Source organism: Bradyrhizobium sp. BRP22 (genome assembly GCF_020194175.1).
In the GTDB taxonomy this organism is placed as follows: domain Bacteria; phylum Pseudomonadota; class Alphaproteobacteria; order Rhizobiales; family Xanthobacteraceae; genus Bradyrhizobium.
Genome location: NZ_JADYVX010000028.1, coordinates 1 through 23,248, shown reverse-complemented (window position 1 = coordinate 23,248; position 23,248 = coordinate 1). Strand labels below are relative to the sequence as shown.

26 protein-coding genes are annotated in these 23,248 nt (G+C 62.9%); 14 read left to right on the top strand and 12 right to left on the bottom strand.

Annotation, left to right across the window (positions count from 1 at the left end; all coding sequences use genetic code 11):
* Positions 1-8 precede the first annotated feature (8 nt).
* From I6F35_RS28160 to I6F35_RS28110, 11 genes are read left to right on the top strand one after another with little or no spacing between them, the layout of a single operon-like run.
* Positions 9-560, top strand: a complete 552-nt coding sequence (locus I6F35_RS28160; RefSeq protein WP_225120924.1) for a CopG family transcriptional regulator — start codon at positions 9-11, stop codon at positions 558-560.
* Positions 553-1,536 (top strand): P-type conjugative transfer ATPase TrbB, encoded by a 984-nt coding sequence (gene trbB / locus I6F35_RS28155; RefSeq protein ID WP_225120923.1) that lies wholly within the window; start codon positions 553-555, stop codon positions 1,534-1,536. Before I6F35_RS28160 ends, trbB begins: the two co-directional genes overlap by 8 nt.
* A gap of 20 nt (positions 1,537-1,556) precedes the next feature.
* Positions 1,557-1,925, top strand: coding sequence for a TrbC/VirB2 family protein (locus I6F35_RS28150; RefSeq protein WP_225120922.1), 369 nt, complete (start codon positions 1,557-1,559; stop codon positions 1,923-1,925).
* On the top strand, positions 1,925-2,182 hold the full coding sequence (locus I6F35_RS28145; protein ID WP_225120921.1) for a VirB3 family type IV secretion system protein: 258 nt from the start codon (positions 1,925-1,927) through the stop codon (positions 2,180-2,182). The genes I6F35_RS28150 and I6F35_RS28145 overlap by 1 nt, the downstream gene beginning before the upstream one ends.
* A complete protein-coding gene (gene trbE / locus I6F35_RS28140; protein ID WP_225120920.1) occupies positions 2,176-4,746 on the top strand; it encodes a conjugal transfer protein TrbE in 2,571 nt (856 codons plus the stop codon). Before I6F35_RS28145 ends, trbE begins: the two co-directional genes overlap by 7 nt.
* 27 nt (positions 4,747-4,773) lie before the next feature.
* Positions 4,774-5,526: a P-type conjugative transfer protein TrbJ gene (gene trbJ, locus I6F35_RS28135; protein ID WP_225120919.1), complete on the top strand. Its 753-nt coding sequence runs from the start codon at positions 4,774-4,776 to the stop codon at positions 5,524-5,526.
* Between the two features lie 11 nt (positions 5,527-5,537).
* Complete coding sequence (gene trbL / locus I6F35_RS28130; protein ID WP_225120918.1) at positions 5,538-6,701, top strand: P-type conjugative transfer protein TrbL; 1,164 nt, start codon at positions 5,538-5,540, stop codon at positions 6,699-6,701.
* Positions 6,702-6,704: 3 nt separating this feature from the next.
* Entirely contained in the window at positions 6,705-7,409 is a 705-nt protein-coding gene (trbF, locus tag I6F35_RS28125; protein ID WP_225120917.1) for a conjugal transfer protein TrbF, read from the top strand.
* Positions 7,406-8,431: a P-type conjugative transfer protein TrbG gene (gene trbG, locus I6F35_RS28120; RefSeq protein ID WP_225120916.1), complete on the top strand. Its 1,026-nt coding sequence runs from the start codon at positions 7,406-7,408 to the stop codon at positions 8,429-8,431. Before trbF ends, trbG begins: the two co-directional genes overlap by 4 nt.
* Entirely contained in the window at positions 8,428-9,705 is a 1,278-nt protein-coding gene (locus tag I6F35_RS28115; protein WP_225120915.1) for a TrbI/VirB10 family protein, read from the top strand. Before trbG ends, I6F35_RS28115 begins: the two co-directional genes overlap by 4 nt.
* Positions 9,706-9,708: 3 nt before the next feature.
* Positions 9,709-9,942: a DUF2274 domain-containing protein gene (locus tag I6F35_RS28110; RefSeq protein ID WP_225120914.1), complete on the top strand. Its 234-nt coding sequence runs from the start codon at positions 9,709-9,711 to the stop codon at positions 9,940-9,942.
* Between the two features lie 22 nt (positions 9,943-9,964).
* On the opposite strand, the gene I6F35_RS28105 is transcribed toward I6F35_RS28110, so the two are convergent.
* Positions 9,965-10,366 (bottom strand): hypothetical protein, encoded by a 402-nt coding sequence (locus I6F35_RS28105; protein WP_225120913.1) that lies wholly within the window; start codon positions 10,364-10,366, stop codon positions 9,965-9,967.
* 79 nt (positions 10,367-10,445) lie between these two features.
* Between I6F35_RS28105 and I6F35_RS28100 the strand changes: the two genes are divergently transcribed.
* Positions 10,446-10,655 (top strand): helix-turn-helix transcriptional regulator, encoded by a 210-nt coding sequence (locus tag I6F35_RS28100; RefSeq protein ID WP_225120912.1) that lies wholly within the window; start codon positions 10,446-10,448, stop codon positions 10,653-10,655.
* A 184-nt stretch (positions 10,656-10,839) separates the two neighbouring features.
* Here I6F35_RS28100 and I6F35_RS28095 read toward each other — a convergent pair whose 3' ends face one another.
* From I6F35_RS28095 to I6F35_RS28070, 7 genes are all read right to left on the bottom strand, one after another.
* Positions 10,840-11,790 (bottom strand): hypothetical protein, encoded by a 951-nt coding sequence (locus tag I6F35_RS28095; RefSeq protein ID WP_225120911.1) that lies wholly within the window; start codon positions 11,788-11,790, stop codon positions 10,840-10,842.
* A gap of 254 nt (positions 11,791-12,044) precedes the next feature.
* Positions 12,045-12,785 (bottom strand): Qat anti-phage system TatD family nuclease QatD, encoded by a 741-nt coding sequence (gene qatD, locus I6F35_RS28090; RefSeq protein ID WP_225120910.1) that lies wholly within the window; start codon positions 12,783-12,785, stop codon positions 12,045-12,047.
* On the bottom strand, positions 12,782-13,966 hold the full coding sequence (locus tag I6F35_RS28085) for a 7-cyano-7-deazaguanine synthase (RefSeq protein ID WP_225120909.1): 1,185 nt from the start codon (positions 13,964-13,966) through the stop codon (positions 12,782-12,784). The genes qatD and I6F35_RS28085 overlap by 4 nt, the downstream gene beginning before the upstream one ends.
* Positions 13,963-14,832, bottom strand: a complete 870-nt coding sequence (gene qatB, locus I6F35_RS28080) for a Qat anti-phage system associated protein QatB (protein ID WP_225120908.1) — start codon at positions 14,830-14,832, stop codon at positions 13,963-13,965. The genes I6F35_RS28085 and qatB overlap by 4 nt, the downstream gene beginning before the upstream one ends.
* On the bottom strand, positions 14,810-16,099 hold the full coding sequence (locus I6F35_RS28075) for a P-loop NTPase fold protein (protein WP_275945508.1): 1,290 nt from the start codon (positions 16,097-16,099) through the stop codon (positions 14,810-14,812). Before I6F35_RS28075 ends, qatB begins: the two co-directional genes overlap by 23 nt.
* A complete protein-coding gene (locus tag I6F35_RS40280; protein ID WP_275945504.1) occupies positions 16,042-16,692 on the bottom strand; it encodes a P-loop NTPase fold protein in 651 nt (216 codons plus the stop codon). The genes I6F35_RS28075 and I6F35_RS40280 overlap by 58 nt, the downstream gene beginning before the upstream one ends.
* A 266-nt stretch (positions 16,693-16,958) precedes the next feature.
* The gene (locus tag I6F35_RS28070; RefSeq protein ID WP_225120907.1) at positions 16,959-17,702 is read right to left on the bottom strand and encodes an HNH endonuclease; all 744 of its coding nucleotides are present in this window, start codon (positions 17,700-17,702) and stop codon (positions 16,959-16,961) included.
* 387 nt (positions 17,703-18,089) lie between these two features.
* Here I6F35_RS28070 and I6F35_RS28065 point away from each other — a divergent pair, with 387 nt between their 5' ends.
* Both I6F35_RS28065 and I6F35_RS28060 read left to right on the top strand, forming a co-directional pair.
* Positions 18,090-18,296, top strand: a complete 207-nt coding sequence (locus I6F35_RS28065) for a hypothetical protein (RefSeq protein WP_225120906.1) — start codon at positions 18,090-18,092, stop codon at positions 18,294-18,296.
* A 62-nt stretch (positions 18,297-18,358) separates the two neighbouring features.
* Positions 18,359-19,717 carry a radical SAM protein gene (locus I6F35_RS28060; protein ID WP_225120905.1) on the top strand — a complete coding sequence of 453 codons (1,359 nt, stop codon included), beginning with the start codon at positions 18,359-18,361 and terminating at the stop codon, positions 19,715-19,717.
* A gap of 7 nt (positions 19,718-19,724) precedes the next feature.
* Here I6F35_RS28060 and I6F35_RS28055 read toward each other — a convergent pair whose 3' ends face one another.
* From I6F35_RS28055 to I6F35_RS28040, 4 genes are read right to left on the bottom strand one after another with little or no spacing between them, the layout of a single operon-like run.
* Positions 19,725-20,855: a hypothetical protein gene (locus I6F35_RS28055; protein ID WP_225120904.1), complete on the bottom strand. Its 1,131-nt coding sequence runs from the start codon at positions 20,853-20,855 to the stop codon at positions 19,725-19,727.
* Positions 20,801-21,346, bottom strand: coding sequence for a hypothetical protein (locus I6F35_RS28050; protein ID WP_225120903.1), 546 nt, complete (start codon positions 21,344-21,346; stop codon positions 20,801-20,803). The genes I6F35_RS28055 and I6F35_RS28050 overlap by 55 nt, the downstream gene beginning before the upstream one ends.
* Positions 21,347-21,406: 60 nt before the next feature.
* Positions 21,407-21,838, bottom strand: a complete 432-nt coding sequence (locus tag I6F35_RS28045) for a hypothetical protein (protein WP_225120902.1) — start codon at positions 21,836-21,838, stop codon at positions 21,407-21,409.
* A gap of 40 nt (positions 21,839-21,878) precedes the next feature.
* On the bottom strand, positions 21,879-22,874 hold the full coding sequence (locus I6F35_RS28040) for a hypothetical protein (protein WP_225120901.1): 996 nt from the start codon (positions 22,872-22,874) through the stop codon (positions 21,879-21,881).
* Positions 22,875-23,248: the final 374 nt, after the last annotated feature.

Here is a 23,248-nt window from a genome sequence, read left to right as displayed (position 1 = left end):
CATCCCCGATGAAACCCAAACTATCGGCCTATGTCTCCGACAGCGTGGCGCAGCGGCTTGAGCTTGCTGCCAAGCGCCCCGGAGCCAACAAATCAGCCATTGTCGATGCTGCGCTGGATCGTTTCCTCAACCCCGAGCGAGACACGAGCGGCGATGCGGCGCTGATCCGAAGGCTCGATCGGATGAGCCGGCAACTCGAGCGAGCCGACCGCGATGTGAGCGTCCTTGCGGAGACCATCGCGCTTTTCATCCGCTATTACCTGACCATCACCCCGCCGCTGCCTTCCCAAGACCAGGACGCAGCGCGCGCGCTCGGCCGCGAGCGGTTCGAGATGTTTGTCGCTCAGGTCGGCAAACGCGTCGCCTCCGGGGGCCGGCTTGTCGCCGACGTCATGGACCGCGTCAGCGCCTCGAAGCCGGACCTCTTCATGCGGAACCTCGAGGAGGGCGCCCCTCTGGGCGCTGTCCAGCCCAGCGATACTGGATCCCGCGCGCCGAATGCGACGGGTGAGCCGCCGGAGCATTCTCCGGCAGGGCGAGAGGAGGTCGGCAATGTCTGATCTCCTCTCGCCAGAAACCCGCGAACGACGCCGGGGCATGCTGCGGACCGCGATGGGGCCCGCGATCGCGCTGGCTCTCGAGGAGCCTGATGTCGTCGAGGTCATGGTCAATCCCGATGGGAGGCTTTGGCTTGACCGGCACGGGACGGGACGCGCCGACACTGGTGTCGTTCTGACGCCGCAGGAATCCGAGCGGATCATCCGGCTTGTTGCCAGCCACGTGCGGGCGGAAGCTAGCGGCTCGTCTCCAATCGTCTCGGCGGAACTGCCCGAAACCGGTGAGCGCTTTGAAGGCGTCTTGCCACCGGTTGCGCTCGCGCCGTGCTTTGCGATCCGCAAGCCGGCAACGACCACGTTCCGCTTGTCCGATTACGTCAAGGCGCAGATTGCCTCGCCATTGGTGGCAAAAGTGCTGACCACAGCGGTCACCGATGCGCGTAGCATCCTGATCGCCGGGGGCACCGGCTCCGGCAAGACGACCCTTGCGAACGCGCTTCTTGCGGAGATCGCCTGCCTCGAGGAGAGGGTGGTCATAATTGAGGACACCCGTGAGCTGCGCTGCGATGCCAAGGATGCCGTGACGCTCCGGACCAAGCCGGGGGTGGCGAGCTTGGCCGATCTCGTCCGCTCCACGCTGCGCTTGCGGCCGGACCGCATCATCGTCGGCGAGGTCAGGGGCGCCGAAGCCCTCGACATGCTGAAGGCCTGGAATACCGGCCACCCCGGCGGAATTGCTACGGTTCACGCCAACTCTGCGCGAGCCGCGCTCTACCGGATCGAACAACTCATTCAGGAAGCGGTCACAACCGTGCCGCGCCGGCTCATCGCCGAGGCGATCGACTTGATCGTCTTCATCAAGGGGCGGGGCCCCGCGCGGCGTGTCGACACGGTTGCCGAGCTCAAGGGCCTCGATCCGTCAGGCGACTACCTGCTCGAGACCCCTCCCGGACTTCCAAACATCTCCCATCGCCCCTGAACTCTAAAGGAGACTGCAACATGTCCATTCAACTGCGTCTAAACGTGCGTTCGCGCCTTCGCGGCTTCTGTTCGGTCAGCGGTTTGCCTTTGGCCACACTCGGTGTGACCTCGGGCTGCATACTCCTCAGTGTCACGGCGGCACACGCCGCCGGTTCAGGCATGCCGTGGGAAGCGCCGCTCGAACGCGTCCTGGAATCCGTGCAGGGGCCCGTCGCCAAGATCGTCGCCGTTATCATCATCACGGTCACAGGCATATCGCTGGCCTTTGGCGACACCTCCGGCGGATTCCGCAAGATGGTCCAGGTCGTATTCGGCCTCTCGATCGCCTTCGCCGCAAGCTCCTTCTTCCTCTCGTTCTTCTCGTTTGGTGGCGGAGCACTGATCTGATGCGTTCCGATGGTTTTGAACTTGTTCTCCATCGCTCGTTGACTGAGCCCATCCTGATCGGCGGTGCCCCGCGTGCCGCCGCTATCCTGATCGGAACCCTCTCAGCGGTCTTGGCACTTGGCCTACGCCTTTGGCTCGCTGGCCTCGTGCTCTGGGTCATCGGCCACAGCGCGGCCGTTTGGCTAACTAAACGCGACCCGGCCTTCGTCGAGGTCGCGATCCGTCACACCAAGCACAAAGGGCGGCTCGCATGCTGAACTTGAGAGAATTCCGCGGCAACGCCTATCGGCTCGCTGATTGGCTGCCATGGGCTTGCCTTGTCGCACCGGGTGTCATCCTCAACAAGGATGGCAGCTTTCAGCGGACGATCCGCTACCGCGGACCGGACCTCGACAGTGCTACCGAGGCCGAGCTGATGAGCGTGGCGTCCCGCGTCAACAACGTTCTGAAGCGTTTCGGCTCAGGCTGGGCACTCTTCTTTGATGCCACGCGCATCCCGGCCTCCGAATACCCGCGGTCGCAGTTTCCGGATCCGGTGTCCTGGCTGATCGATGAGGAACGGCGCGCCGGTTTCGAAGGTCGCGCCGGCGTTGCATGGGACGATCCGTCACGGCCCGGCGGGCAGCATTTCGAGAGCGTACTGCATCTGACCTTGGTGTACCTGCCGCCGGCGGAAAGGGTCTCGCGCCTGGAAGGTTTATTCCTCGAACGCCCGAAGACGAAGGATCGCGTGACCGGAAAAGGACAACGCATTCGGCCCGGGCAATCCATCAAAGCACCTGCGGAAAGTGACGCCGACGACGGCGAGATCGACACCCAACGGAGATATGATAGCGACGAGAAAGGCTATCGCGATCAACTCCAAAGTTTCGTCCAGGAAACCGACCGGGCGATCGATCTGCTCTCGTCGGTCTTGCCCGAGATCTGGCCCCTCAACGATGCGGAGACGCTCACCTATCTTCACAGCTGCGTCTCGACCAAGCGCCATCCGGTCCGTGTTCCCAAGACTCCGGCCTATCTCGATTGCTTCCTCAGCGATGAGCCGTTAACCGGCGGATTGTCGCCGGCAATCGGGCGCAGCCATCTTCGCGCGCTGACCGTCCTCGGGTTCCCGCACGTTACGTTTCCTGGCCTGCTCGATGACCTGAACCGGCTTGGCGTTGCCTACCGCTGGGCCACCCGGTTCATTCCGCTCGACCGCACGCAGGCCAACGCGACGCTGTCGCGCTACCGGCGGCAGTGGTTTGCCAAGCGGAAGTCGCTTGCGGCGATCCTGAAGGAGGTCATGTTCAACGAGCAGGCGGCGCTGCTCGATACTGACGCCAGCAACAAGGCTCTCGACGCCGACGCGGCGCTCTCGGAGCTTGGCGACGATCTCGTTGCGTTCGGCTACATCACGACGACGGTCACCGTCAGCGACGAGGACTCGCATCAGGCGGATGAGAAGATCCGCGCGGTCGAGCGGGTGATCAATAGCCGAGGCTTCACGGCGATCCGCGAGAGCGTCAATGCGGTTGAAGCCTGGCTCGGCGGCCTGCCGGGGCAAGCCTACGCCAACATTCGCCAGCCCATCGTTCATACGTTGAACCTGGCCCACATGTGCCCATTGTCAGCGGTATGGGCCGGACCCGAACGGTGCGAGCACCTCGACGGGCCGCCACTTCTCATCGCCAAGACCAAGGGCGCGACCCCGTTTCGGTTGTCGCTCCACGCCGGCGACGTCGGGCATACGATCATCGTCGGTCCCACGGGCGCGGGCAAGTCGGTCCTGCTGTCGATGCTCGCCCTTCAATTCCGGCGCTATCCGAACGCCCAATTGATCAGGTTTGACAAGGGGCGGTCGGCTCGGGCTACCACGCTCGCATTATCAGGAGCCTGGTACGAGCTGGGCGCCAAAGGCGGCATTGCCTTCCAGCCGCTCAAGGATGTCGCGGAGGAGGGATCGCGGCTCTGGGCGCTCGACTGGCTTTGCGGCGTGCTCGCTCATGAGCGTGTGACCGTGACGCCCGACGTCAAGGAGACCCTTTGGTCGGCGCTGAGAAGCCTCGGCTCTGCGCCCGTTTCCCAGCGGACAATGACAGGACTCGTAGCGTTGCTTGCCCGCGACGCTCTGCGTCAGGCGCTACAGCCTTACACGCTCGAAGGACCCTACGGTCGGTTCCTGGATGCAGACGCAGACCGTCTTTCCGGCGCGGACGTACTGACCTTCGAGATGGAGGAGCTGATGGCGTTGCCCGGCCTGGTGGCGCCGGTGCTGACCTATCTCTTCCACACCCTGGAAGACCGCTTCGACGGCCGGCCCACCTTGCTGGTGCTGGATGAAGCCTGGGTGTTTCTGGACGATCCGTTGTTCGCAAGCCGTATTCGCGAATGGCTGAAGACGCTGCGCAAGAAGAACGTCTCGGTCATTTTTGCGACCCAGTCGCTCGCCGATATCGCCGACAGCCAGATTGCGCCTGCGATCATCGAGTCCTGTCCAAGCAGGATTTTCCTGCCGAATCCCCGTGCATTGGAGCCGACCCAGACCGAAACCTATCGCCGGTTCGGCTTGAACGACACGCAAGTTCGGTCGATCGCGGAGGCGTTTCCCAAGCGCGATTACTATCTGCAGTCCCGCGCGGGCAACCGCCTGTTCGAGCTCGGCCTCGGACCAGTCGCGCTCGCGCTCGTCGGAGCCTCCGCACCAGAGGATCAGCGCACCATTGACGCCGTCCTTGCCCGCACCGGGCCTCACCATTTCGCCGAGCGCTACCTCGCCGAACGCGGTCTGAACTGGGCCGCCAATCTCATCAGCACCTTCGAACAGGCCCATAAGGCCTGACCTCAACCTCAATCCCTGGAGTCTTCCATGCTCGAAAGTACAGGTCGCATGTTCATGGGCACAACCTCAAGAGTTATTCTGATGACGCTACTATCATTCGTAATCGCGGTGAATGGGTCGCGGCGGCTCGGCGCGTTCGATATCGTTTTCGATCCCACGAATTACGGTCAGAATCTTCTGACTGCCGCGCGCGCGCTGGAGCAGATCAACAACCAGATCAGGAGCCTCGAAAACCAGGCACAGTCGCTGCTGAATCAATCCAAACATCTCGCGAGCCTGCCTACAAGCGTGGCTGGCCAGCTCACATCGACGATCGCTCAGATGAACGGCCTGATTGCTCAGGCGAAGAACCTCTCGTTTGATGTTCAGAAGACCCAGCAGGATTTTGAACGGCTTTATCCTCGCCAATATGCGGCAGCCGTTTCGTCTGACAAGCTAGTCTTGGATGCGACGTCGCGATGGGACAATAGCTACGATGGTCTGAAGCAGTCGCTCACCGTCCAGTCGGCTATCGTCAGTTCTTTGGACCAGGACGGCCAGACGCTTCGAACGCTCATGGCAAATTCGTCCGCTGCGGTTGGCTCACTACAGGCCCAACAGTCCGGCAACGAGCTGCTCGGCCTTCAGATCAAGCAGTCGTTGCAGACCCAGGCGCTCATGGCAACGCAGGCGCGCGCTGAGACGTTGCGCGCCGCCGAACAGCAGGCGTCGTCAGCCGCCGCGAAGGAGCGATTCAATCGCTTCATAGGCGATGGCCATGCCTACACCGCCGGCAAGTAGGTGAGGGCGCCATGGCTGATCTCTCCGTCATTGACCGGTTCACCGAGACCTTCTCGCGCTACATCGACTCTGGATTTGGTCTTCTGTCCGGCGATGTCTCATTCCTGAGTTCAACATTGATCGGCATCGACCTGACGCTCGCCGGGCTTGCCTGGAGCATGCGCGCGGACGACCACATCATGGTCACGCTTGCCAAGAAGGTGCTTTACGTCGGCGCCTTCGCATTCATCATCGGCAACTTCAAGAGCCTCGCCGACGTCGTCTTCGCGTCATTCTCCAGCATCGGTCTGAAGGCATCCGGCGGGAGCTTAAGCGCCGCCGACCTGGCGCGGCCGGGCTTTGTCGCCTCTGCCGGGTTTACGGCCGCTCATCCTCTCCTGGAGGAGACCGGCCAATTCTCAGGCTTTGATGTCCTGACCAACCTGCCGACAATCCTCATCCTGCTGTTTTGCTGGATCCTGATCGTACTCGCGTTCTTCGTCCTCTCGGTGCAGCTCTTCGTCACGCTGATCGAATTCAAGCTGACGACACTTGCAAGCTTCATCCTGGTGCCGTTCGCCTTGTGGGGAAAGACCGCGTTCCTGGCGGAAAAGACCCTCGGCAACGTGGTCGCTTCGGGGGTGAAGGTGATGGTGCTCGCGATCATCATCGGCATCGGCTCGACCATCTTCGGCCAGCTCGCCAGCACGTTGACGCGGCCGGTCGACATCGTGTCGGCAATGAGCTTGTTGCTGGCGGCCCTTTCGCTGTTTGGCCTCGGCATCTTCGGCCCAGGAATCGCAGCGGGATTGGTCTCCGGCGCGCCTCAGCTTGGCGCCGGCGCGGCAGCAGGAACAGTAGCGGGTGCGGCAGCTGTCGTGATCGGCGGCGGAGCGGTGGCCGCGGGTGGTCTTCGCGTTGCGGCAAGCGGATCAATGACTGCGGTCCGATCTGCAGCATCGCTCACGGGAGGATCTTCGGCTGCGGGCACGTCAGCCCGAGCCGCAACGGTGGAGCGGCTCTCAAGCGCGAGCACTGGCAGCGCAACGAACGGAGCGGCTGCTTCAGGCGCGGGTCGTGGGGCCGCCTCGTCAGGACGCGGACACGCAAGGGAAGCGGCTCAGGTCGCTGCTCACACCCTGAAGGAGGGCGACAAGGGTGGGCATTCTTCGGGTCCGAAGCTGGGGGAGGAGTAGGAAATGGCAAGTCACCCCTTTCAGCGCGTGTCGGTTCGCTATGGCAAGACGCCAGAGCCAGTCACGCCGTACCAGAAGGCGGCCCAGGTCTGGGACGAGCGGCTCGGGTCCGCCCGTGTTCAGGCCAGCAACTGGCGGCTCGCAGCGCTGGCGGCTATCGGCCTGTCCGGTGTCCTTGGATTGACGATCTTTACGCAAGTTGCCCGCTCGGGCGTCGTTCCCTACGTGGTCGAGGTCGATCGTCTCGGCGAAGTCCGCGCAGTCGGGCCCGCGCTCGAGGCCTACCAGCCGTCAGACGCGCAGATCGTACATTTTCTCGCGCGGTTCGTCGAGAACGTCCGCTCGCTGTCGATCGATCCGATCATCGTCCGGGCGAACTGGCTGCGCGCCTACGACTTCGTCACCGACCGCGGCGCGCAAGCGTTGAACGACTATGCGCGCGACGCCGATCCGTTCTCGAAGATCGGCTCCAAAACAGTGACGGCCGAAGTCACGTCCGTGGTGCGTGCGTCCGGCGACAGTTTCGAAATCCGCTGGAAGGAGAACACCTACGAGAACGGCGCGATTGCGAAGACCGAGCGCTTCACAGGTCTCGTCACCACCGTTCTCAAGCCGCCCGCAGATGCCGAAACGCTGCGGAAGAACCCCCTGGGCCTCTACGTCCATTCCCTCAACTGGTCGCGCGACCTCATCGGAGACGCCAAATGAATTCCAAAGCCCTCACCAAGCTCGCGTCGGCCAGCGTCCTTGCCTTGTCGCTTGGGCTCGCCGGATGCGCCACCAAGCTCAATCTCGAAGCGCCCTATGATGAGATGACATTTGAGAAGGCCCTTCCAGAGAGCGACCCGCCGGCGCCGGTGCAAGTCGTCGAAACACCCAAGGTCCTGCCGTTGCCTGGCCAGCTGAAGCCGTTTCCGACGAAGGCCGCCAAGGAAGAGAAACTGCCGCCGGAGCAGGCGATCGCGAAAGCGAACAAGGCCGCGCGGATGGAGCCCACACGCGCCGGGTATATCAACGCCATCCAAGTTTATCCCTGGACAGAAGGAGCGCTGTACCGGCTTTATGCAAGCCCGGAGAAAGTCTCGACCATCGCGCTCCAGCCGGGCGAGGAACTGATCGACGTTTCCACGGGCGATACGGTTCGCTGGGTCGTCGGCGATACATCGAGCGGGCAGGGGAGCTCGCGGCGCGTGCATATCCTGGTCAAGCCTACGCTTTGGGACATTCAGACCAACCTCGTGGTGCTGACGGACCGGCGCGCCTATCACCTCGAGCTCGTCTCGACCAAGCAGACCTACATGGCGTCCATCTCATGGACGTATCCGACTGATACGCTCGTCGCTCTTCACAAGCAGAACGCCGCCGCCCAGCAGGCCGAAGAGAGGATCGCCGATCGCGGGGTGCGGCTCGACAGCCTGAATTTCCGCTACCGCATCGAAGGCGACGATCCGCCGTGGCGGCCGGTGCGCGCCTTCGACGACGGCCGCAAGGTCTATATCCAGATGCCGTCCGGCCTTTCGCAAGGCGAAGCGCCGCCTTTGTTCGTCGCCGGATCCGATGGCCGGCCCAACCTCGTCAACTACCGGGTCCGCGGTTCCTACTACATCGTCGATCGGATGTTCGGCGCCGCTGAGCTTCGTCTTGGCGAAGATCCGCAGCGCATCGTCCGGATCATCCGCATTGATGCGCGGCCCGTGTCGCAAGCCTTCAGCACCGGGAGCGCCTCATGAGGAGCTTGGATCAGGATCCGGAGCCGCTGGAACTGCGGGCTCGGCCGCGAGCCGTTCGGCGCCTCAACAAGCGCGCTCTTATGATCGGCTGCGCGATCGCGGCGCTGTTCGTAGGCGGAGCGATACTTATTGCGCTCAAGCCGAGCTCCTTCAAGCAGTCTGAGCGAACGGAGCTGTACAATACCGACCGCAAGCAGACGGCTGAGGGCCTGAGCAAGCTGCCAAAGTCCTACGAGGAGTTGCCACCGTCGACGCCGCGGCTCGGGCCGCCGTCGCCTGGAGACATTGGCCGGGCTTTCGCCGAAAATGAGAAGAAGGCTGGCGTCGCTCCGGACGCCGGCTTCCGAACCAATCCGGAGGAAGACGCCGAACGGGCTGAGCGGATCCGCCAGACGCGAGTCGCTCAGCAGGCAAAGGAGTCGGGCTTGTTCGTCCGCCTGTCGGAAAAGCAGGACAAGCGCAAGCAAGCAAGTACGACGGAGGCGCCGGCGGCCGCTTCTCGATCTGAATTCCGGCCTCCAACGCCCGATACAGGTCCATCTGCTGCGGAACTTGCAAAAACGGCGCAGGCGATGATCGATCGCTCCAGCGAAATCATTCCCTCGTCGCAGGCGCGAAAGCTGGCCTTCGTGGGCGCGAAAGCCGACACGGAAACCACCAATCCCCATGCGCTCAAACCAGCACCATCCACCTATGCGGTGATGGCGGGATCGATCATCCCGGCGAGCCTCGTTACGGGCCTGAATTCGGACTTGCCTGGGGCCACCATCGGTCAGGTCACCGAGAACGTCTACGATACGGTAACGGGTGAGCATCTCTTGATCCCGCAGGGGACAAGGATCGTGGGTAAGTACGATAGCGTGGTCGCATTCGGCCAGAAGCGGGCGCTGGTCATCTGGACACGGCTAATTTTACCGAACGGCAATTCGATCGTGATCGAGAACCTTCCGGCGACCGATGTCGCGGGCTACGCCGGTCTCGAGGATGAGGTGGACTTCCATACCTGGCAGTTGCTCAAGGGCGTGGCTTTGGCAACGTTGATCGGGGTTGGGACACAGCTATCGATCGGCAACGACGAGAGTGATCTCGTGAAGGCGCTGCGGGAAAGCACGCAGCAAACGACCAATCGAGCGGGGCAGCGCTTGGTGGAGCGAGAACTCGACGTGCAGCCGACGATCACGGTGCGACCGGGTTGGCCATTGCGGGTGATTGTTTCGAAGGATCTGGTGCTGAAGCCGTACCAAGAAGTTCAGATAGCCGCGAAGCGGAGGTGAAGGATGAAGCTTGCAAAGCTGCCTGATCGGACTCCCGTGAAGATGAACGTTGTGCTTACGCCAAGCTTGGTACAGCGGCTGCGCGAGTATGCTGCTTTTTATGCAGAGACCTACGGCAACAAGGAAGAGGTGGCTGAATTGATTCCGTTCATGCTTGAGGCATTTCTCGACGGCGATGTAGCCTTCAAGAAAGAAAAGAAGAAGGTCGATGGTACAAAATCAACATCTAGTGATTAATAGGATTCCGATTGACCGGGAGCTATGTCCTCTGGGCGAGTGCAGTCCTTACATGGTCGATGGATGCCTCCAGCGATCTCAAGAGCCTATTCAGTTCGCTTGCCGGTAGTTCCTCTAGGCGAAGACTATCCTTGTCGACGGTCTGTGAAACCAAGCGATCGATCGAGACGATCGAGCGGGGTCGCTCCAAAACCAATCCGGATGACCCGAAGATTTGAGACACTATTTCGCCGGATGGACTAATCGTGGTGACCAGCTCTAGCCCTCCCGCTATTTCCTGTTCGAGCACTTCAACGGGAAGTTCGACGCTTGCCAAGTTGGACTCAACCCCGTCAGCCCGATAACCAATGCGGAGGAGCCGCCCGCCGGTGAAGGAGACCTGCTCGACGAACGGTTTAGGCAACGGGGTTCGTGCATTGGTCATCTAAAACTTCCTAACGAGGTACGAACAATACCTAGTATACTAGGTGGAGATCAAGTGACGTTTGAGGCCGTCTTGCCGCATGAAGTTGCGGCGGGTGGTAGCCCAAAATCTACGGCGTCAACGACGAAAGAGCGGCCTTTCCCAAGAGGAACTGGCCGATCGCGCCGGCTTGAATCGCAACTACATTGGAATGATCGAGCGCGAGGAAAATTCGCCGACCGTTGACGCTCTCGAGCAAATTTCAGAAGCGCTTGGGGTTGACCCTGTTATCCTATTTCAGGACCGATAATTGCCTGGTGAGCACGCTTATAGTCACTGTATGAGCATCCTGCAGTCTGGACCATGCGCGAACTGACAATCTGCGAGGCTCCCCCGCGCCCAATATCGGCCGAAGCAGCCTCTGCTACTTGTGGCCACACAGCGGCTCGAGATGAAGCAGACGGAAGGCGACATGCCGGCGGCGCATCTGCCGTCTAGGACGTGACCAATTTCCGACCGAGGTCAGAAAGCCAACTCAGCACCAGGATCCTGTCCATTAGGCCGTAGGCCAATTGATATCGAACGAACCACTCCGCGAACTCGACGTCAGTGTACGTGGCGAAGAAGTCCTTTTCCGTGGCGATATCGTGGTACTCGATCTTCTGCAGCCACTCGTCGCAAAACTTGTCGTTCATCACCCTGCAGGCGCCGTAGACAAACGGGCCCCCGCCGTGAAAAACCTTGCCGTTGGGGTCGTTAATGAATTCCTCGAGCCGGCGGCGGTCCTCCCTTGTGTCCTCTTCGGCCCCCCTGAAGAAGAAGTGGGTCTGAACCAAACTGCCTCTCGCGCCGGAGGCCTCGAAGGCGCCGTCCTTGAAGGCGGAAGCAATAATGAAGACGTCACCGCGACGATAGAGATAGAGATCCCTGTACCGGGCGGCCGCCTCGAGCAGGTAGTAGCGCCGCAAGGTTTGCTTGATCGCCCGCACTTCGGGGTGTTGGCGCCACGCCCTCGTGACGATATTGATGATGTTCTCCCCCTGGAGCTCCTGATTGATGAACGGCCGGAGGCGGAGAGCGACGGCATCCCACTCTTCTCCGATCTGCTCTTTGATCTCCGCCGCGTTGACAGCGCCCTCTGTCATCCTCAGAGACGGAAACAGGAAGCCCGGACGCGCCATCTTTTTGTCGAGCAATTTCTCGGCCCGGCCGATGAACCGCCGCAAACGGTCGGCGTCCTCGTCGCGGAGCGGATCGGTCGGAACGGCGCCAGCAAGGGTCAGACAAGCCGCTTCCAGGTCGCTGCTGTCATATGGTGTACCGATAAAGCGGCCCTGCCCATCAGCCACATGCCGCGCCCCATGGACGGTCGGATTGGTGAGCGAGAAGTTTATCTCGTAGCTATGCCGCCGGGCGAGGGATGTCGGAGTGGGCCCCTTATTCATTTTTGAACCTGCATTGCGAACCCTGGTAGGCTGCTGAAACCATACGCTACAATAAATTTGGACGAGAGATAAAAGCCGCCGGCAGGTCAAAAGCAAGGCACACAATCAGCGCTGGCGACGCTTCGCCTAGCCCTAGCGGATGGATCGGGCAGTTCGGCGAGCGATAGTAGATGTGGCTCCCACTCGCACCGGCCAGCCTCCGCGGCGTGCGATCGATAGGCCGCGCAGCAGCCTCGTGTCCTTGCTGTGCCAGATTATTTCGAGGCGATCTGGATCGTCAGTCGTTTCAGGTTCGCCACCAATTGGTCCCGTACCTCTTCCTCCCCGACGCCCCAGAGGGTGGCAAGCGTTCTCTCAGCGGCCGCGGCGTCCCACGGGAAGAGGGGGCGGCCGTCGATCTGGGCAAATGGCCCGTCCGATTCCGTAAGTATTCGTTCGCGCGGCATCAGCGCGGTCATCGCGCGTCCTCTCTCACCGGCCAGCATCGCAGGGCCCACGCTGAACCAGCATTCCTGATCGATCGCGCGTTGAAGCTCGCGTCGGGATCCGGAGAACCAGTGAAGGACAGCCACGCCGGCGTCGGTCTCAGAAGCGAGGGCGTCGAGAACGGGCGTGGCCGCGCGTCGGCTGTGGATCGTCATGACGCGGCCGCCAGTGACGCGACACATGCGCAGGATCTCTGCGAAAACGCCGCGCTGGACGTCCCACGTGGCCTTGAGCTCGGGGCCGCCGTCCAGTCCGATCTCGCCGACGTACCGTGATCGCGGGAGCAGTTCCTCGAAGAGCCCGAGTTCGCCCCGGCGTTCGTGCGCGATTTGAGGATGCAGCCCGATCGCCGTACGGATACGCGCTGCGTCCCTTGCCAAGGCGGCCGTTCCCGACCAGGCCGAGGGCGTCGTCGTCACCGACAAGACGAACAGGTTGCGCTCGATGCACTCATTCGTCGTCGCGACCGGATCGGGATAGAGGTCGAGATGGGCGTGAAGGTCGATCACTTGACACCGTATTTCGCATGCAAGGCGCCGAGTTCGCCAAGTCCCCGGCGTAGCATATCCTTCAGCGCGTCGCGCTCTTGGATCCCCGGCCAAGAAAGAGCTCCGCCAAGCCAATCGTCGAACCCCGCGCCCTTCGCGGCTGCCAGCGCCATGCTGACCGAGCGGACGTCGTCGAAGCTGGCGTGATCCGGGTCGTCGCGACCGAGATGTTCGTAGACGTAAGCGGTCGGATCGTCTTCGCCCCAGGCGAGGAAGGCCGCTCTGCGGACCTGACAGGGGACGCATCGTCCGCAATGGCGGTAGTTGTAGCGCTGAAAGCGGCCGCAACTCGTCGCGCGCGCCGCCAGCGCGCGCAGCAGGTCCTGGTCGGCGCACTCTTTCAGCATCTCGCCCTTGGTCGTGGCGGCATAGGGAGTGCGGATGCTCACGCCCAGGTCCGCGGCGTCTAAAACGTCCTGGAACCTTGCCAGGAAATAGGGATGCGCCGTACGGGTGCTCAAACTGCCGATGCGGCTCCCCGTCAGCGGTGGGTTGATAGCGATGAAGCCGTTTTCGCAGGCGTAGAGCGGCAAGCTGCCGCCGGAACGGTATGGCTTGAGCGCCGTGGCGACGAGGACGCCGAAAGCGCCGATCGACGAAGCGAACCCGATCTGCTTTTCCGCATCGCCCCGGACCGTCTTGCTGATCGCGACGGGGCGCTGTCCGGACGCTGCAAGGTCGAGGGCGCCGCTCAAACTGTCGAGCCCGCCCGACAGGAGTACGACGCTTCCTTCGGGCGGCCGAAATAACTCCGCTGGCGGCGGCGGCGCCGCACCGCCGGCGATGAAACGGAATTGCCAACGGTCGGTCGTGAGAAACGTCAGCGCGTCGGCGAGGAGGTCCGCCGACCCGTTCCAGAACGCCGGTTCGGCGACCGCGACTTCCATTTCGAACTCGCGTGTCCAGCCGTCCGGACTTAGGCTTCGTCGCCCCGCCGCATCGGCCGCCATGACGGACATCGCAATGGATAGCAGATCCCAAGCCCTGCGGTTCGGGGCCAGACGCGCCCTGCGAATCTCATTGCGCACGGCGGCACCGGCGCTGCCCCGATCATCAGCCCCCGCCTGGCCGTAGAGAACAACCCTCAGCGTGGCTCTTTCCTTCAGCCGACGGACCTCGGCCGGTGCGCAAAGCAATTTCACTCTTCGTACCCCTCGAAGACCTCGAACGTCTCGCGCAGCGAGGCCTGGACGACGCGCGCGACGCGTCCGGCCGTTAGCGTGCGTCCCTGTTCCCTGAGCTTGCGGAAGGAGGCGGCCACAGTCTCGGCGATGTACGACCGCATTTGTTTCAGTCGAGCCAACGCGACGGTCGCGGTCGGCGCCCTCTCGAGCAACGTCTTGCCGACATCCAGCTCGAAGCGTCGCGCCACGTCGATCGCCGTGAATTTCTCGATGACGAACTCGCGTTCGGGGGCGGACAGATCGAGGAGATCGGCGTCTGGGTATTCGGTCAACAATTCGGACATCGCGTCGTGGATCGACGCGCGTTCGGCTTCCGCATCCTGAGTCCCGTCGATGGGTCTAACCGCTTCGATGATCGCGCTCGCGATCTCCTCGGTGGAGCGGCCGGCGAGCGCGGCCGCATCGACGGGAGCGTCCGCATCGCCCCGCGCGGTGGAATAGAGGGCATGGCCGAGCGATCCCGCCGTCTGGGCGGTGCCGCCGAACCGCTGTGTCGCGAAATTCGCCCCCCCGTAGCCATTCCGGACGTAGTGTCCGAGTCCGCGCCTGAGGTCACGGCCATCTCCGGATCGCGCGAAGTTGCCCAGGCTCGAGCGAACGCCGCCGAATCGTCGTTCGGGTGCCAGCGGCGCCGGCTGCAGGCCGGGCGGCGGCGCTGCGGGAGGCGGGGGCAGGACGTCATCGGCCGGAGGAACGCCCGGCGGGACGTCCGGAGATCCGGGCAAGGGCGCGGGAGGTACGGGATCCTGCGGTGCGGCCGGCGTCCAAGGCGGGACTAAGGGTACGCCGGGACCGGGGCCGTCACTGGACTGCGACGTTCCCATGCTCTCTCGTCTTTCTGATCGCCGTCTTCACCGGGCGCGAAACGTCAGGCGACGAATTCCAAGCATCGAGAACGCTTCCCGACCATCGGCGGTCGCTGATCTTCGGAACTATGTTCGGTTGAATCTGCTGCGGGGGGCGGTCCGCGAGAAACGCGGCGAGGCGGGCTCCCTGCGGCGGGTCGGCATCGGCGAGAACGATGCAGGCGTTGAGGATCGGCGGGACGCCCCAGTCCTGGTCCTTTCTGGCGCGCTCGAGCAAGCGATCCATTAACACCGTGATCTCGATCCGCGAGACCCGGGTCAACCTGTCCTTGAGCTGGGGGGCCAAGTCGGGGTGCTCGAGCAGCGCGGAGAGCAACTCGGCCGCCTCCGAGGACAGGCGGTCTTCGGGCGTGATCAGCGGCGCCTGCTCGCGGCCAACGTAGAGCGCGCCGCGCAGGTCGTGGTCGTGAAGGGGCGGCGAGAGCGCCAGCCATTCCTTCACGAAGGGAGCGTTCCACGGCGCCTTCAGATCGAGATCGCGGCCGGCTGTCGCGGCGTCTTCCCATTCCTTGAGAAACGCGGGCTTCCCCTCGCCCGAGGCGCTAACGTGCTTGACCAGTTCGGCATAGGCTGCGGTGTCGCCGATGCGCTCGAACAGCAACAGTTTGGCGAGCACCGCCTCGTCGACGCCGACGCCCTGCGCTTTCGAGATTGTCATGCGGATCGAGAGCGCGTTCAAGAAGCGCTTGATCAGCCGCGGATTCCCTAGAATCCCCGACGCAGTCGTCATGAGCGAGGCGAGCCTTTCGGCCGTGTCGAACTGGCCGACGAGATGCTCTGGCAGCTTCACGCCGAGCGACTGGACGAAGGCCCGGTCCACCTTCTTTCCCTGCCACGTCCGCTTGAGCTGGCCGATCATGGCGGCACGGATCTTCTCCTTGTCGTCGTCGGACAACTCGCTGTTGTCCACGAACAGCAGCATCATGTAGGCGCGGACCTCCTGGGTGCCGAGCCGCGGCACCCGGATAGGGACCTGGATGAGCTTGTCGAAGTAGTTGGTGACTAACAGGTCGTCGCTGACGCCGACGAAGTGCTTCCGCACGGCGTGCTTGATCATGTCGTTGTCGGCGGCGATCACGAAGGCGGTGTTCTTGAGGAAGAGAAACAGGCGGATCGCTTCCAGCGTCGAGATCGTGGTCTCCGGCAGGCACCGGTCGAGATCGTCGATCAACACGACCAACGTGATCCCGAGCTCCTCGAGAGCCTGCTCGAACGCGTCGCGCAGCGCCTGAATCTCCTTTGGAGGGACGTTTCCTCCTTCGGTTTCAGCAATTCGCCGCCCTCCCGCGCCGCGTCCGTCGCGGCCTTCTTGGCGGCGTCACCAGTTTCCTTTCCGATGCCTTCGGTCCAGACCTTCCTGCCGAGCTCGAAGATCTCGCCGACAGCCCCGACCGGGGGTACCCCGAAGTAGATCGAGGCGGCCGAGGTCGCTGCGAGCTTCGCCGCCCGGAGCCATTTCACACGCCTGGCGAGGGACGCGACCTTGTCGACGGCCGTCTGTCGGCTGTCCGCTTCCTTCGCGAGCTTGTCAGCGATCACGTCCATCAAAGCGGCGCGCGCATCGTCGTACCCCTGGTAGAGCCAGGCGTTGAACTCGACGAAGACGTACTTGTCGGAGGCCTTCTTCCCGCTCTCGTCCTCCCTGGCGGCGATGGCGGAGCGGGTGAGCTTGATCATCGAAGACTTGCCGATGCCCCAGGCTCCGGACACGTCGATCGAGATCGGGCGGCCCTTGGCCTGGACTATGATCTCGGCCACGGTCTCGGCGACGCCGGAGAAGTTCAGGAAGTCCCGTTCGGTCTCGTTACCAGGCCACATCAGCAATCTCGGGTGTGATAAAGGTACTGAAATCGAAATATTCGGTGCTGCGAGCAACGTAGGGCAGCCGGCCGCCAAGCGCAGCGTGTTAGGTATCGTTCTCGGAAAATGCAATCGAGACCTTCTTCCTACGTCCTATAGTTGTTGCTTTGCGCACGCGTTTCAAGTCTCATCGCCGCCGCTCTCTTTCCGTAAGCGGCCTGTGGAGCGCGGCGAAGAAGCAGGAGGAGGGGGACGACCGCCACCGTCGCGGCACTGGTTTCCCGTCAACCGCCGTCGCTGCGGCCCCCTCGCCGACGAGCGCGCCTCTTCTCGAAGCGGGATCGGTGGTATCTCAAATAAGCCTTGTGGGCCGCCGAAAAATCGACGGTGACTGGCTTCGTCAGTCCCAACTCGCAGAGTTCTTCCGCGCTCAGCTCGTCGGAGACCATGAGCCTGCCGTCCTCCGCAAACGTGATCAGGTGCTTATCGAACAGCGCATCCAGGTTGGCCGACAGCAGAATGCCGTTGTACCGGTCCAGACGTTGCGCGTCGTCAGCGGACCGCCACGGCAGGATGTGCGATGCCCGGAGGAGTTCCCGTCGGTCGTGGCCGGAGATCGGACAGCATCCCCATAGTTTTTCTAGCTGCTTGCGGAATCTGCCTTGCCCCCGGCGGGCTTGAATGAGCGTCTCCTTCTCCGTCCCATCGAGGTCTGTTCGACGCTCTATGTGCCTGATGTCGGTGGTCTCATCGTCGGCGCTCGTTTCCTCCGCGATGATCACGCTTTCGACAAACCCGATCGTTCGATCCAGGTCGAGTTCGTCCGACCGGTCGTACATTCCGAAGTACCTGAACTCACTTCCGTAGTCCTCGGCGATCGGCTGGCCGAAGTGCGCGTCCGGCAACGGCTGCGCCAAAACCCAGATCTTCTTTCCGTTGCGATCCGTCAGCGGAATTGCGTCCTTCCTCGACAGTCTCCGGTGTCGCGGTCGCCACTCGAGCGGCAGGCCGACGAGCAGCCGCCGCACGGGCACGAGTTCTCGCGACCAGAATCCCACCCAGAATGACCGCTTCCGTGCGCGGGAATATCGGTCCAAGGAGACCGCGATCGACACTCCATGCCCCGACCATTTCGCGACTTCGGTGGACCATCCTCCGTTGTAGTGCTCCTCCGCGGCGAAGGTCGATACCCTTGAGCGACCGGATGCGCAGCGCGCGCAGCCGGTCCGCCAAGCCCCCAGCCGCGCGATCGAGCCTGTTCAGATCCCGTTGGCTCATTGCCCTTCCTTCGGTCCGCCGCTCCCGCACCCCACATGTGCCGTCCGCGGAGCCGGAGTCGTAGGCGCGCGAGACAGGACTTGACGATCGTTTTTTATGTGCCACCATAGGTTGTCCATACACGGCGGGAGGTATCTATGGCGCGCGCACCGGCCAAAAAGCCGAAAGTGAGTCTGATCGTATCCGACGACAAGGACGTGAAGTTGAAGGTCCGTCCCGGCAAGCTCCATGTGGTCCAAGTCGAGACCATCACGCCGGACCTCAAGAAGGCGGGCCGCGTCGGAGCCCGCCTTTGCGGCTACGGCACCAACATGTATCTCGCCATCATCGACATCGACAAGTGACGGCGTGGCCCCGCTTCCGATCATCACGGTACAATTTCTGCGTTCCGATCGGCAAGGACAGCGTGCTCTACAACGCGTGCAGCGGCGCTTCCATCCGGGTTGCGGGCAACGACGCAGTCGATCTTGCACGCCTGCTTTGCGGTCCGCCGCGCGGCGTTCCAGTGGGAGGCATCCCGCGAACGCTGGTCGCGACTCTCCGTCGCGGCGGTTTTCTGATCGAACAGACCTTCGACGAGCTCGGCATGATCCGAGATCGTTACAGGTCGGCGCGCGGCCGGACCCCGATGGTTCTCACTTTGACGACGACGCAGGACTGCAACCTCGGATGCTACTACTGCTATGAGGCGAGATCCCGCGAAGCCCTCGACGAAGGCGACGTGCCTGCGATCGTCGGTTGGACGCGGGAGCGTCTGGCGGCGTCGAGAAAAGACAGCCTCCACGTCGACTGGTACGGGGGCGAGCCTCTTCTCAACATCGATTTCATCGACGTGGCCTCCATGGCGCTTCAGGCGCTTTGCGAGGAGATAGCCGTCAGCTATTCCGCGTCCGTGATCTCGAACGGGACCTGTTGGCCCGATGATGTCGCAGGCTTCGTTCGGCGGCACCGCATCCGGCAGGCGCAAATCTCCTTCGACGGGCTCAAGGCAAATCACGACAAGCGACGGCGATATCGAAAGGGCAGGGCGCCCGATCCGGCCACTTCCTCGTTCGAACAGGCGGTCGCCGTCGTCGATGGATTGCTCGACGTCGTACGGGTTGACCTGAGGTTCAACGCTGACCACGGAAACCAGGGCGATCTGGAGGGATTCATCGGCTTTTGCCGAGATCGTGGTTGGTTCGATCGCCCGTTTCCGTGCATCTTCCAACTCGCCCGAATATCCGACTTTTCCGAACGCGCCGGCTTTCTGAGCCACACCAAGCTCCCCGAGGAGGAGTTCGAGAGACTGCGCGAGAGGGCTCGCCACTTGGTTCCGGATGAGGCGACGCTGGACGAGACGACGACCCGTTCGCTCTATCCGTTGCCTAGGACCTCTGTATGCGCGGCGCTCGCCGACGACTCCATCGTCGTCGGCGCGGACGGACACCACTACCGGTGCGGGCTCCAGGTCGGCGAGAAGAACCGTCCCGTCGCGCTGCGCGGCGCGGACGACAAGATGACGCCCGGCCGCGATGCGGACTGGTGGACCGCCTTCGACCCGACGCTCCAGCCGAACTGCAGCCGTTGCTCGTTCCTGCCGATCTGTTGGGGCGGCTGTTCGAAGAAGCATTTGGAAGGGGATTCGTATTCCCTTCATGAGCAGAGCTTGTACTGGCGTAAGGCACTCCCGCAGAAGATCGCGTGGCAATTCGGCGTGGCCCTCGAAGAGAGCGCATTCAGTTTCACCGAGGCCGACCAGTTTCGACCCACCTCGCTCGAGTGAGGACGATCTAGTTCGGCCTTGGGATCTGGATTTCGAACGGCTGCCGCGTCCAGCGTTTCGGCAGCGCCAATTGGTCGTGGCCGCAACCGCAACGGGTCGACGCCCGAAGCGCGGAAAGGCGCCGGCGGCCGCACTCCCGACATCGGCAGGCGAGGGCGAACCACGTCGCGTAGATGAAAACGACGGGGAGGCACAAGATCAGCACGTCCATCATGAACGAAGGGGTCGAGAGGCTCGCGATCGTGAACGCGCCGACGACCAGAACGGCCGAGATCGAAACGTCGGCGCCGCTCCACCTGCCGGCGTTCTCTTCTCCGACTGCGGCGATCCGGATCGCGTTGAGCCAGGCGAGCAGAGCCAATATCGCCGCCGTCATGAGCGCGATCCGGCCGCCCCCCGACAGCGTCCCGGTCCAGATCCGTTCTGCGATCTGGCCGAACGAGAACTCGCGGCGGATGCCGAACAGGATCTCCAGCGCGATGCGCGGAACTTGCGTCGCTAGACCTGCGACCAGCGCGTAGAGCGGGACGAGCAGGGCGTATCGCCTCGCGTCCAGAAGCAGACCCAGTCCCAGCCTTGCGAGGTCGGCCCGCAAGACCGCATACAGAAAAAGTCCGGAAGTGAAGGTCAACCCGAAGTTCCAGACCTCTCTCGATATGCCGAAGAAGTCCCGCCAACCGGCCGCGAGCAGCAATGTCAGCGGCTGCAAGCCCGAGACGACCAGCGGATACAGGACCGCCGAAAGCAGAATCAGATCACGGCTCCGGATCACTCGCGCTCGGGCCGACGGGTTCGGATGCAGCGTGAAGAAGTCGGCCACGCCATCGAATGGCGGGAATCTCGCCGGCCGTCGGTCGGCGAAGACATCGGCCAGCGCATCTGTGCCCGCAAGCTGGGAGCCGCGGAAGTCGTGTATGTGTTCGCGTCGCACCACGAAGAAATACGAATAGACGAACACGATGGCGGAGGAGAGGACCAGTACCGCGAATTGCGAGGAGAGCCCCGCGTAGATCGTGCCATCGAAGGCCGGGACGAACCCTCCGTAGGCGGGTCGGCTGCCGATGCCCCGACGGTCTATGAAGCCTAGGACGAGGCAGAATATCGCGATGCTCCACGCCAAGAGCCGAAAGTGCAGCACGATGGCGCGCCGGGCGCGGATTTCGAGCCGCGTCTCGGCGAGCTCCAGGTGAGAGACCTCGTGCCCCAGCATCGCTTCGAAGGTGTTCGGTCGATCGCGCTGGCGTGCTCTTGGTCGAGGCCGACGACGACGACATCGCCGGTCGGCTTGCCGCGCTCCCTCGCTTCCAACGCGTCTGCATTCTTCGGCGTGTAGAGCAGGGCCGGCGGCGTGGGCAGCGTCGAGCGGCCTGCGATGCCAAGCAATGCCGAACGGATTTCGTCGAAGGAGGGATTCGTGGCCGGTCGCTCGAGCTTCGCAGCCGCACTTTCCCCGCGACGCCATCGCCTCAGCGATGCGGCCGCGATCGCGATCGCGCCGGCGACGGTGAGGCCGATCATGGACAGCACGACGTTGCGATGGATGAGGTCCCCCATCCATCGTATAGGATAGCCCTCCCACAACTTCGCGAGGAAGAGGTATTGCATGCCGATGGTGATGGCGATCGCCACGGCGGGCGGCCCGGTCCGAAATGCCGAAGCGAGACAGCAATCGCGCCGGATGCACGGCTTTCATTTCTTCGGCCCGACCTTGGCGAACAGTTTCGCGAAGCCGGCTTCCAGTTTCGCCTTTTCGGCGGATGAGAAGCGGCTCTTGTTGATCGCGGCGGTGATGTCCTTGCGGAGCGTTTCCACATCGTCTTTTGTGGCGCGACGATCGAGAAGCCGATCGAGGAGCGAGCCGACCGCCGACTTCGCCCTGTCCTTGACCACGTCCTTGGCTACGTCCCCGAAGAACGCCAGAAGGAAAGGAGCGACCATCGCCGCGAACGTCGCGATTTCCGGACCACCGATGAAGCGTCCCTCGTCCTGCGCGTCCGCTCGATGCCACTCCTCCACCAGAGCGTCGAATCCGTCCTCCACGAGGAACGCGTCGCCAGGTTCGACCTCGGTAACGATGGCCAATGCCCATTTCTTGAGGTTTTCGCGATCGACTTGAATCATGAGCTATCTCCAAAAGAGGAAGGCTGCGGGGTAGCGACCATCAGCAATCGTTGTCGGGACGCTGCGGGGCCGCAATACATAGTCGGGCAATAGGGCGGTCCGGCAGCGGCTCGTTCAGGACGAGGCCGGGTTGGCGGTTCCATTCGACCTGTTGAAGGAACGGCGAGGCGACCTCCGACTTGGAGTTGCACGACTTCAGCGGAGCGACCAGCGCCGAGCCCGACCGGCTCCAGCCGGCGAAGTCGACGGCAAAGCAGTAGTCCCGCGGCATCTGCTCGGTGCTGTCGTCGATGGTAGCCACCAGAGTGTTGATCGAGCGGCTGCCCTGAGGCGTGATCAGAGTTCCTCCGATCATCAGTCTGTATTTTATGCCGACGAAGATTTCGGCGACGTCGGATCGCACGGCCTGACCGCTCCACTCGACAACGGTCCGCACGCGATTCTTTCCTCGATATTTCCGGTTGTTCGCAACGTCGTGGAGTTCGTCGGCGCTGAAAGTGACGCTTCGAACATCGGCCAATACCGCCTTCTTGGCGGTCCGACTGCTGGTATCCACGTTTTCGAGGAAGACGCTGACGCTTTCGGTCGCACCCTTGGCGTCCCACTCGATCTTGACCGCATCAAGATCCGTCAAGGCCAGATCGGTCCAGCCTCGGGCGGCGGTAGGAGGCCTCGGCACGATCGATAGGGGCTCGGGTCGGGCGATGAGCCATATGCCCAGGCCGACGAGGGCCGCACAAACGAGGAGAACGATGACCGTCACCGCGTTATGCAGGATGACGATGAGACGGATGAGCCGGACGTCCTGATCGTTCACCGCGCTGCGCACCGTCGCGTCGCGCTCGATCAATTGCCCGATGCGTGCCGGTGTGAGGGACGCGTAGTCCTTGACTCGACGTTGGGCGCGGCCCGTAGCTTCTCGATCACGCCCTTCATCAGATCGCCGCCGATGCGGTACTGACCCGCCCAGAGGTAGACGAAGAAGCCGGCGGCCGAGGACGGCAGGCAATCCCTTCAGGAATACGAATGCGTCCACTAAATCACCTCCTCAAAAGGGGAGTGTGACTCAATTAGTATTTGCATGACAAGTGGCATGCACGCACTTCCGATCGCGCGCGGACCGTGAGCCGGGGCGGGTGCGGACAGTCCGTCGTCTTCGTAACGGCAGCTTGCGCGGATTCCCGCACGGAGGCAGCTCCGCCTGATCGAGAAGGCGGCTCCTGCCACGCGCCGCCGCGCTCAAGGCCCCGCGTCGGGCCTCAATACATAAGGGATGCCGTCGCCGCGAAAGATGGAGACGTGAAGCCCCTCGGGCGCGGTAACTGGCCTACGATGACAAGCACGAAGGCCAGCATGGCATGGACCGATCTGCGCACGGTGTCGTCGAGGCTGGAGACGTCGGGGTGGGAG

What these genes read in the sequence shown, in the direction of transcription:
- I6F35_RS28160 (WP_225120924.1), top strand. Translation starts at nt 9, where the DNA reads ATGAAACCCAAACTATCGGCCTATGTCTCCGACAGCGTGGCGCAGCGG.
- trbB (WP_225120923.1), top strand. Translation starts at nt 553, where the DNA reads ATGTCTGATCTCCTCTCGCCAGAAACCCGCGAACGACGCCGGGGCATG.
- I6F35_RS28150 (WP_225120922.1), top strand. Translation starts at nt 1,557, where the DNA reads ATGTCCATTCAACTGCGTCTAAACGTGCGTTCGCGCCTTCGCGGCTTC.
- I6F35_RS28145 (WP_225120921.1), top strand. Translation starts at nt 1,925, where the DNA reads ATGCGTTCCGATGGTTTTGAACTTGTTCTCCATCGCTCGTTGACTGAG.
- trbE (WP_225120920.1), top strand. Translation starts at nt 2,176, where the DNA reads ATGCTGAACTTGAGAGAATTCCGCGGCAACGCCTATCGGCTCGCTGAT.
- trbJ (WP_225120919.1), top strand. Translation starts at nt 4,774, where the DNA reads ATGCTCGAAAGTACAGGTCGCATGTTCATGGGCACAACCTCAAGAGTT.
- trbL (WP_225120918.1), top strand. Translation starts at nt 5,538, where the DNA reads ATGGCTGATCTCTCCGTCATTGACCGGTTCACCGAGACCTTCTCGCGC.
- trbF (WP_225120917.1), top strand. Translation starts at nt 6,705, where the DNA reads ATGGCAAGTCACCCCTTTCAGCGCGTGTCGGTTCGCTATGGCAAGACG.
- trbG (WP_225120916.1), top strand. Translation starts at nt 7,406, where the DNA reads ATGAATTCCAAAGCCCTCACCAAGCTCGCGTCGGCCAGCGTCCTTGCC.
- I6F35_RS28115 (WP_225120915.1), top strand. Translation starts at nt 8,428, where the DNA reads ATGAGGAGCTTGGATCAGGATCCGGAGCCGCTGGAACTGCGGGCTCGG.
- I6F35_RS28110 (WP_225120914.1), top strand. Translation starts at nt 9,709, where the DNA reads ATGAAGCTTGCAAAGCTGCCTGATCGGACTCCCGTGAAGATGAACGTT.
- I6F35_RS28105 (WP_225120913.1), bottom strand. Translation starts at nt 10,366, where the DNA reads ATGACCAATGCACGAACCCCGTTGCCTAAACCGTTCGTCGAGCAGGTC.
- I6F35_RS28100 (WP_225120912.1), top strand. Translation starts at nt 10,446, where the DNA reads ATGAAGTTGCGGCGGGTGGTAGCCCAAAATCTACGGCGTCAACGACGA.
- I6F35_RS28095 (WP_225120911.1), bottom strand. Translation starts at nt 11,790, where the DNA reads ATGAATAAGGGGCCCACTCCGACATCCCTCGCCCGGCGGCATAGCTAC.
- qatB (WP_225120908.1), bottom strand. Translation starts at nt 14,832, where the DNA reads ATGGGAACGTCGCAGTCCAGTGACGGCCCCGGTCCCGGCGTACCCTTA.
- I6F35_RS40280 (WP_275945504.1), bottom strand. Translation starts at nt 16,692, where the DNA reads ATGTGGCCTGGTAACGAGACCGAACGGGACTTCCTGAACTTCTCCGGC.
- I6F35_RS28065 (WP_225120906.1), top strand. Translation starts at nt 18,090, where the DNA reads ATGGCGCGCGCACCGGCCAAAAAGCCGAAAGTGAGTCTGATCGTATCC.
- I6F35_RS28045 (WP_225120902.1), bottom strand. Translation starts at nt 21,838, where the DNA reads ATGATTCAAGTCGATCGCGAAAACCTCAAGAAATGGGCATTGGCCATC.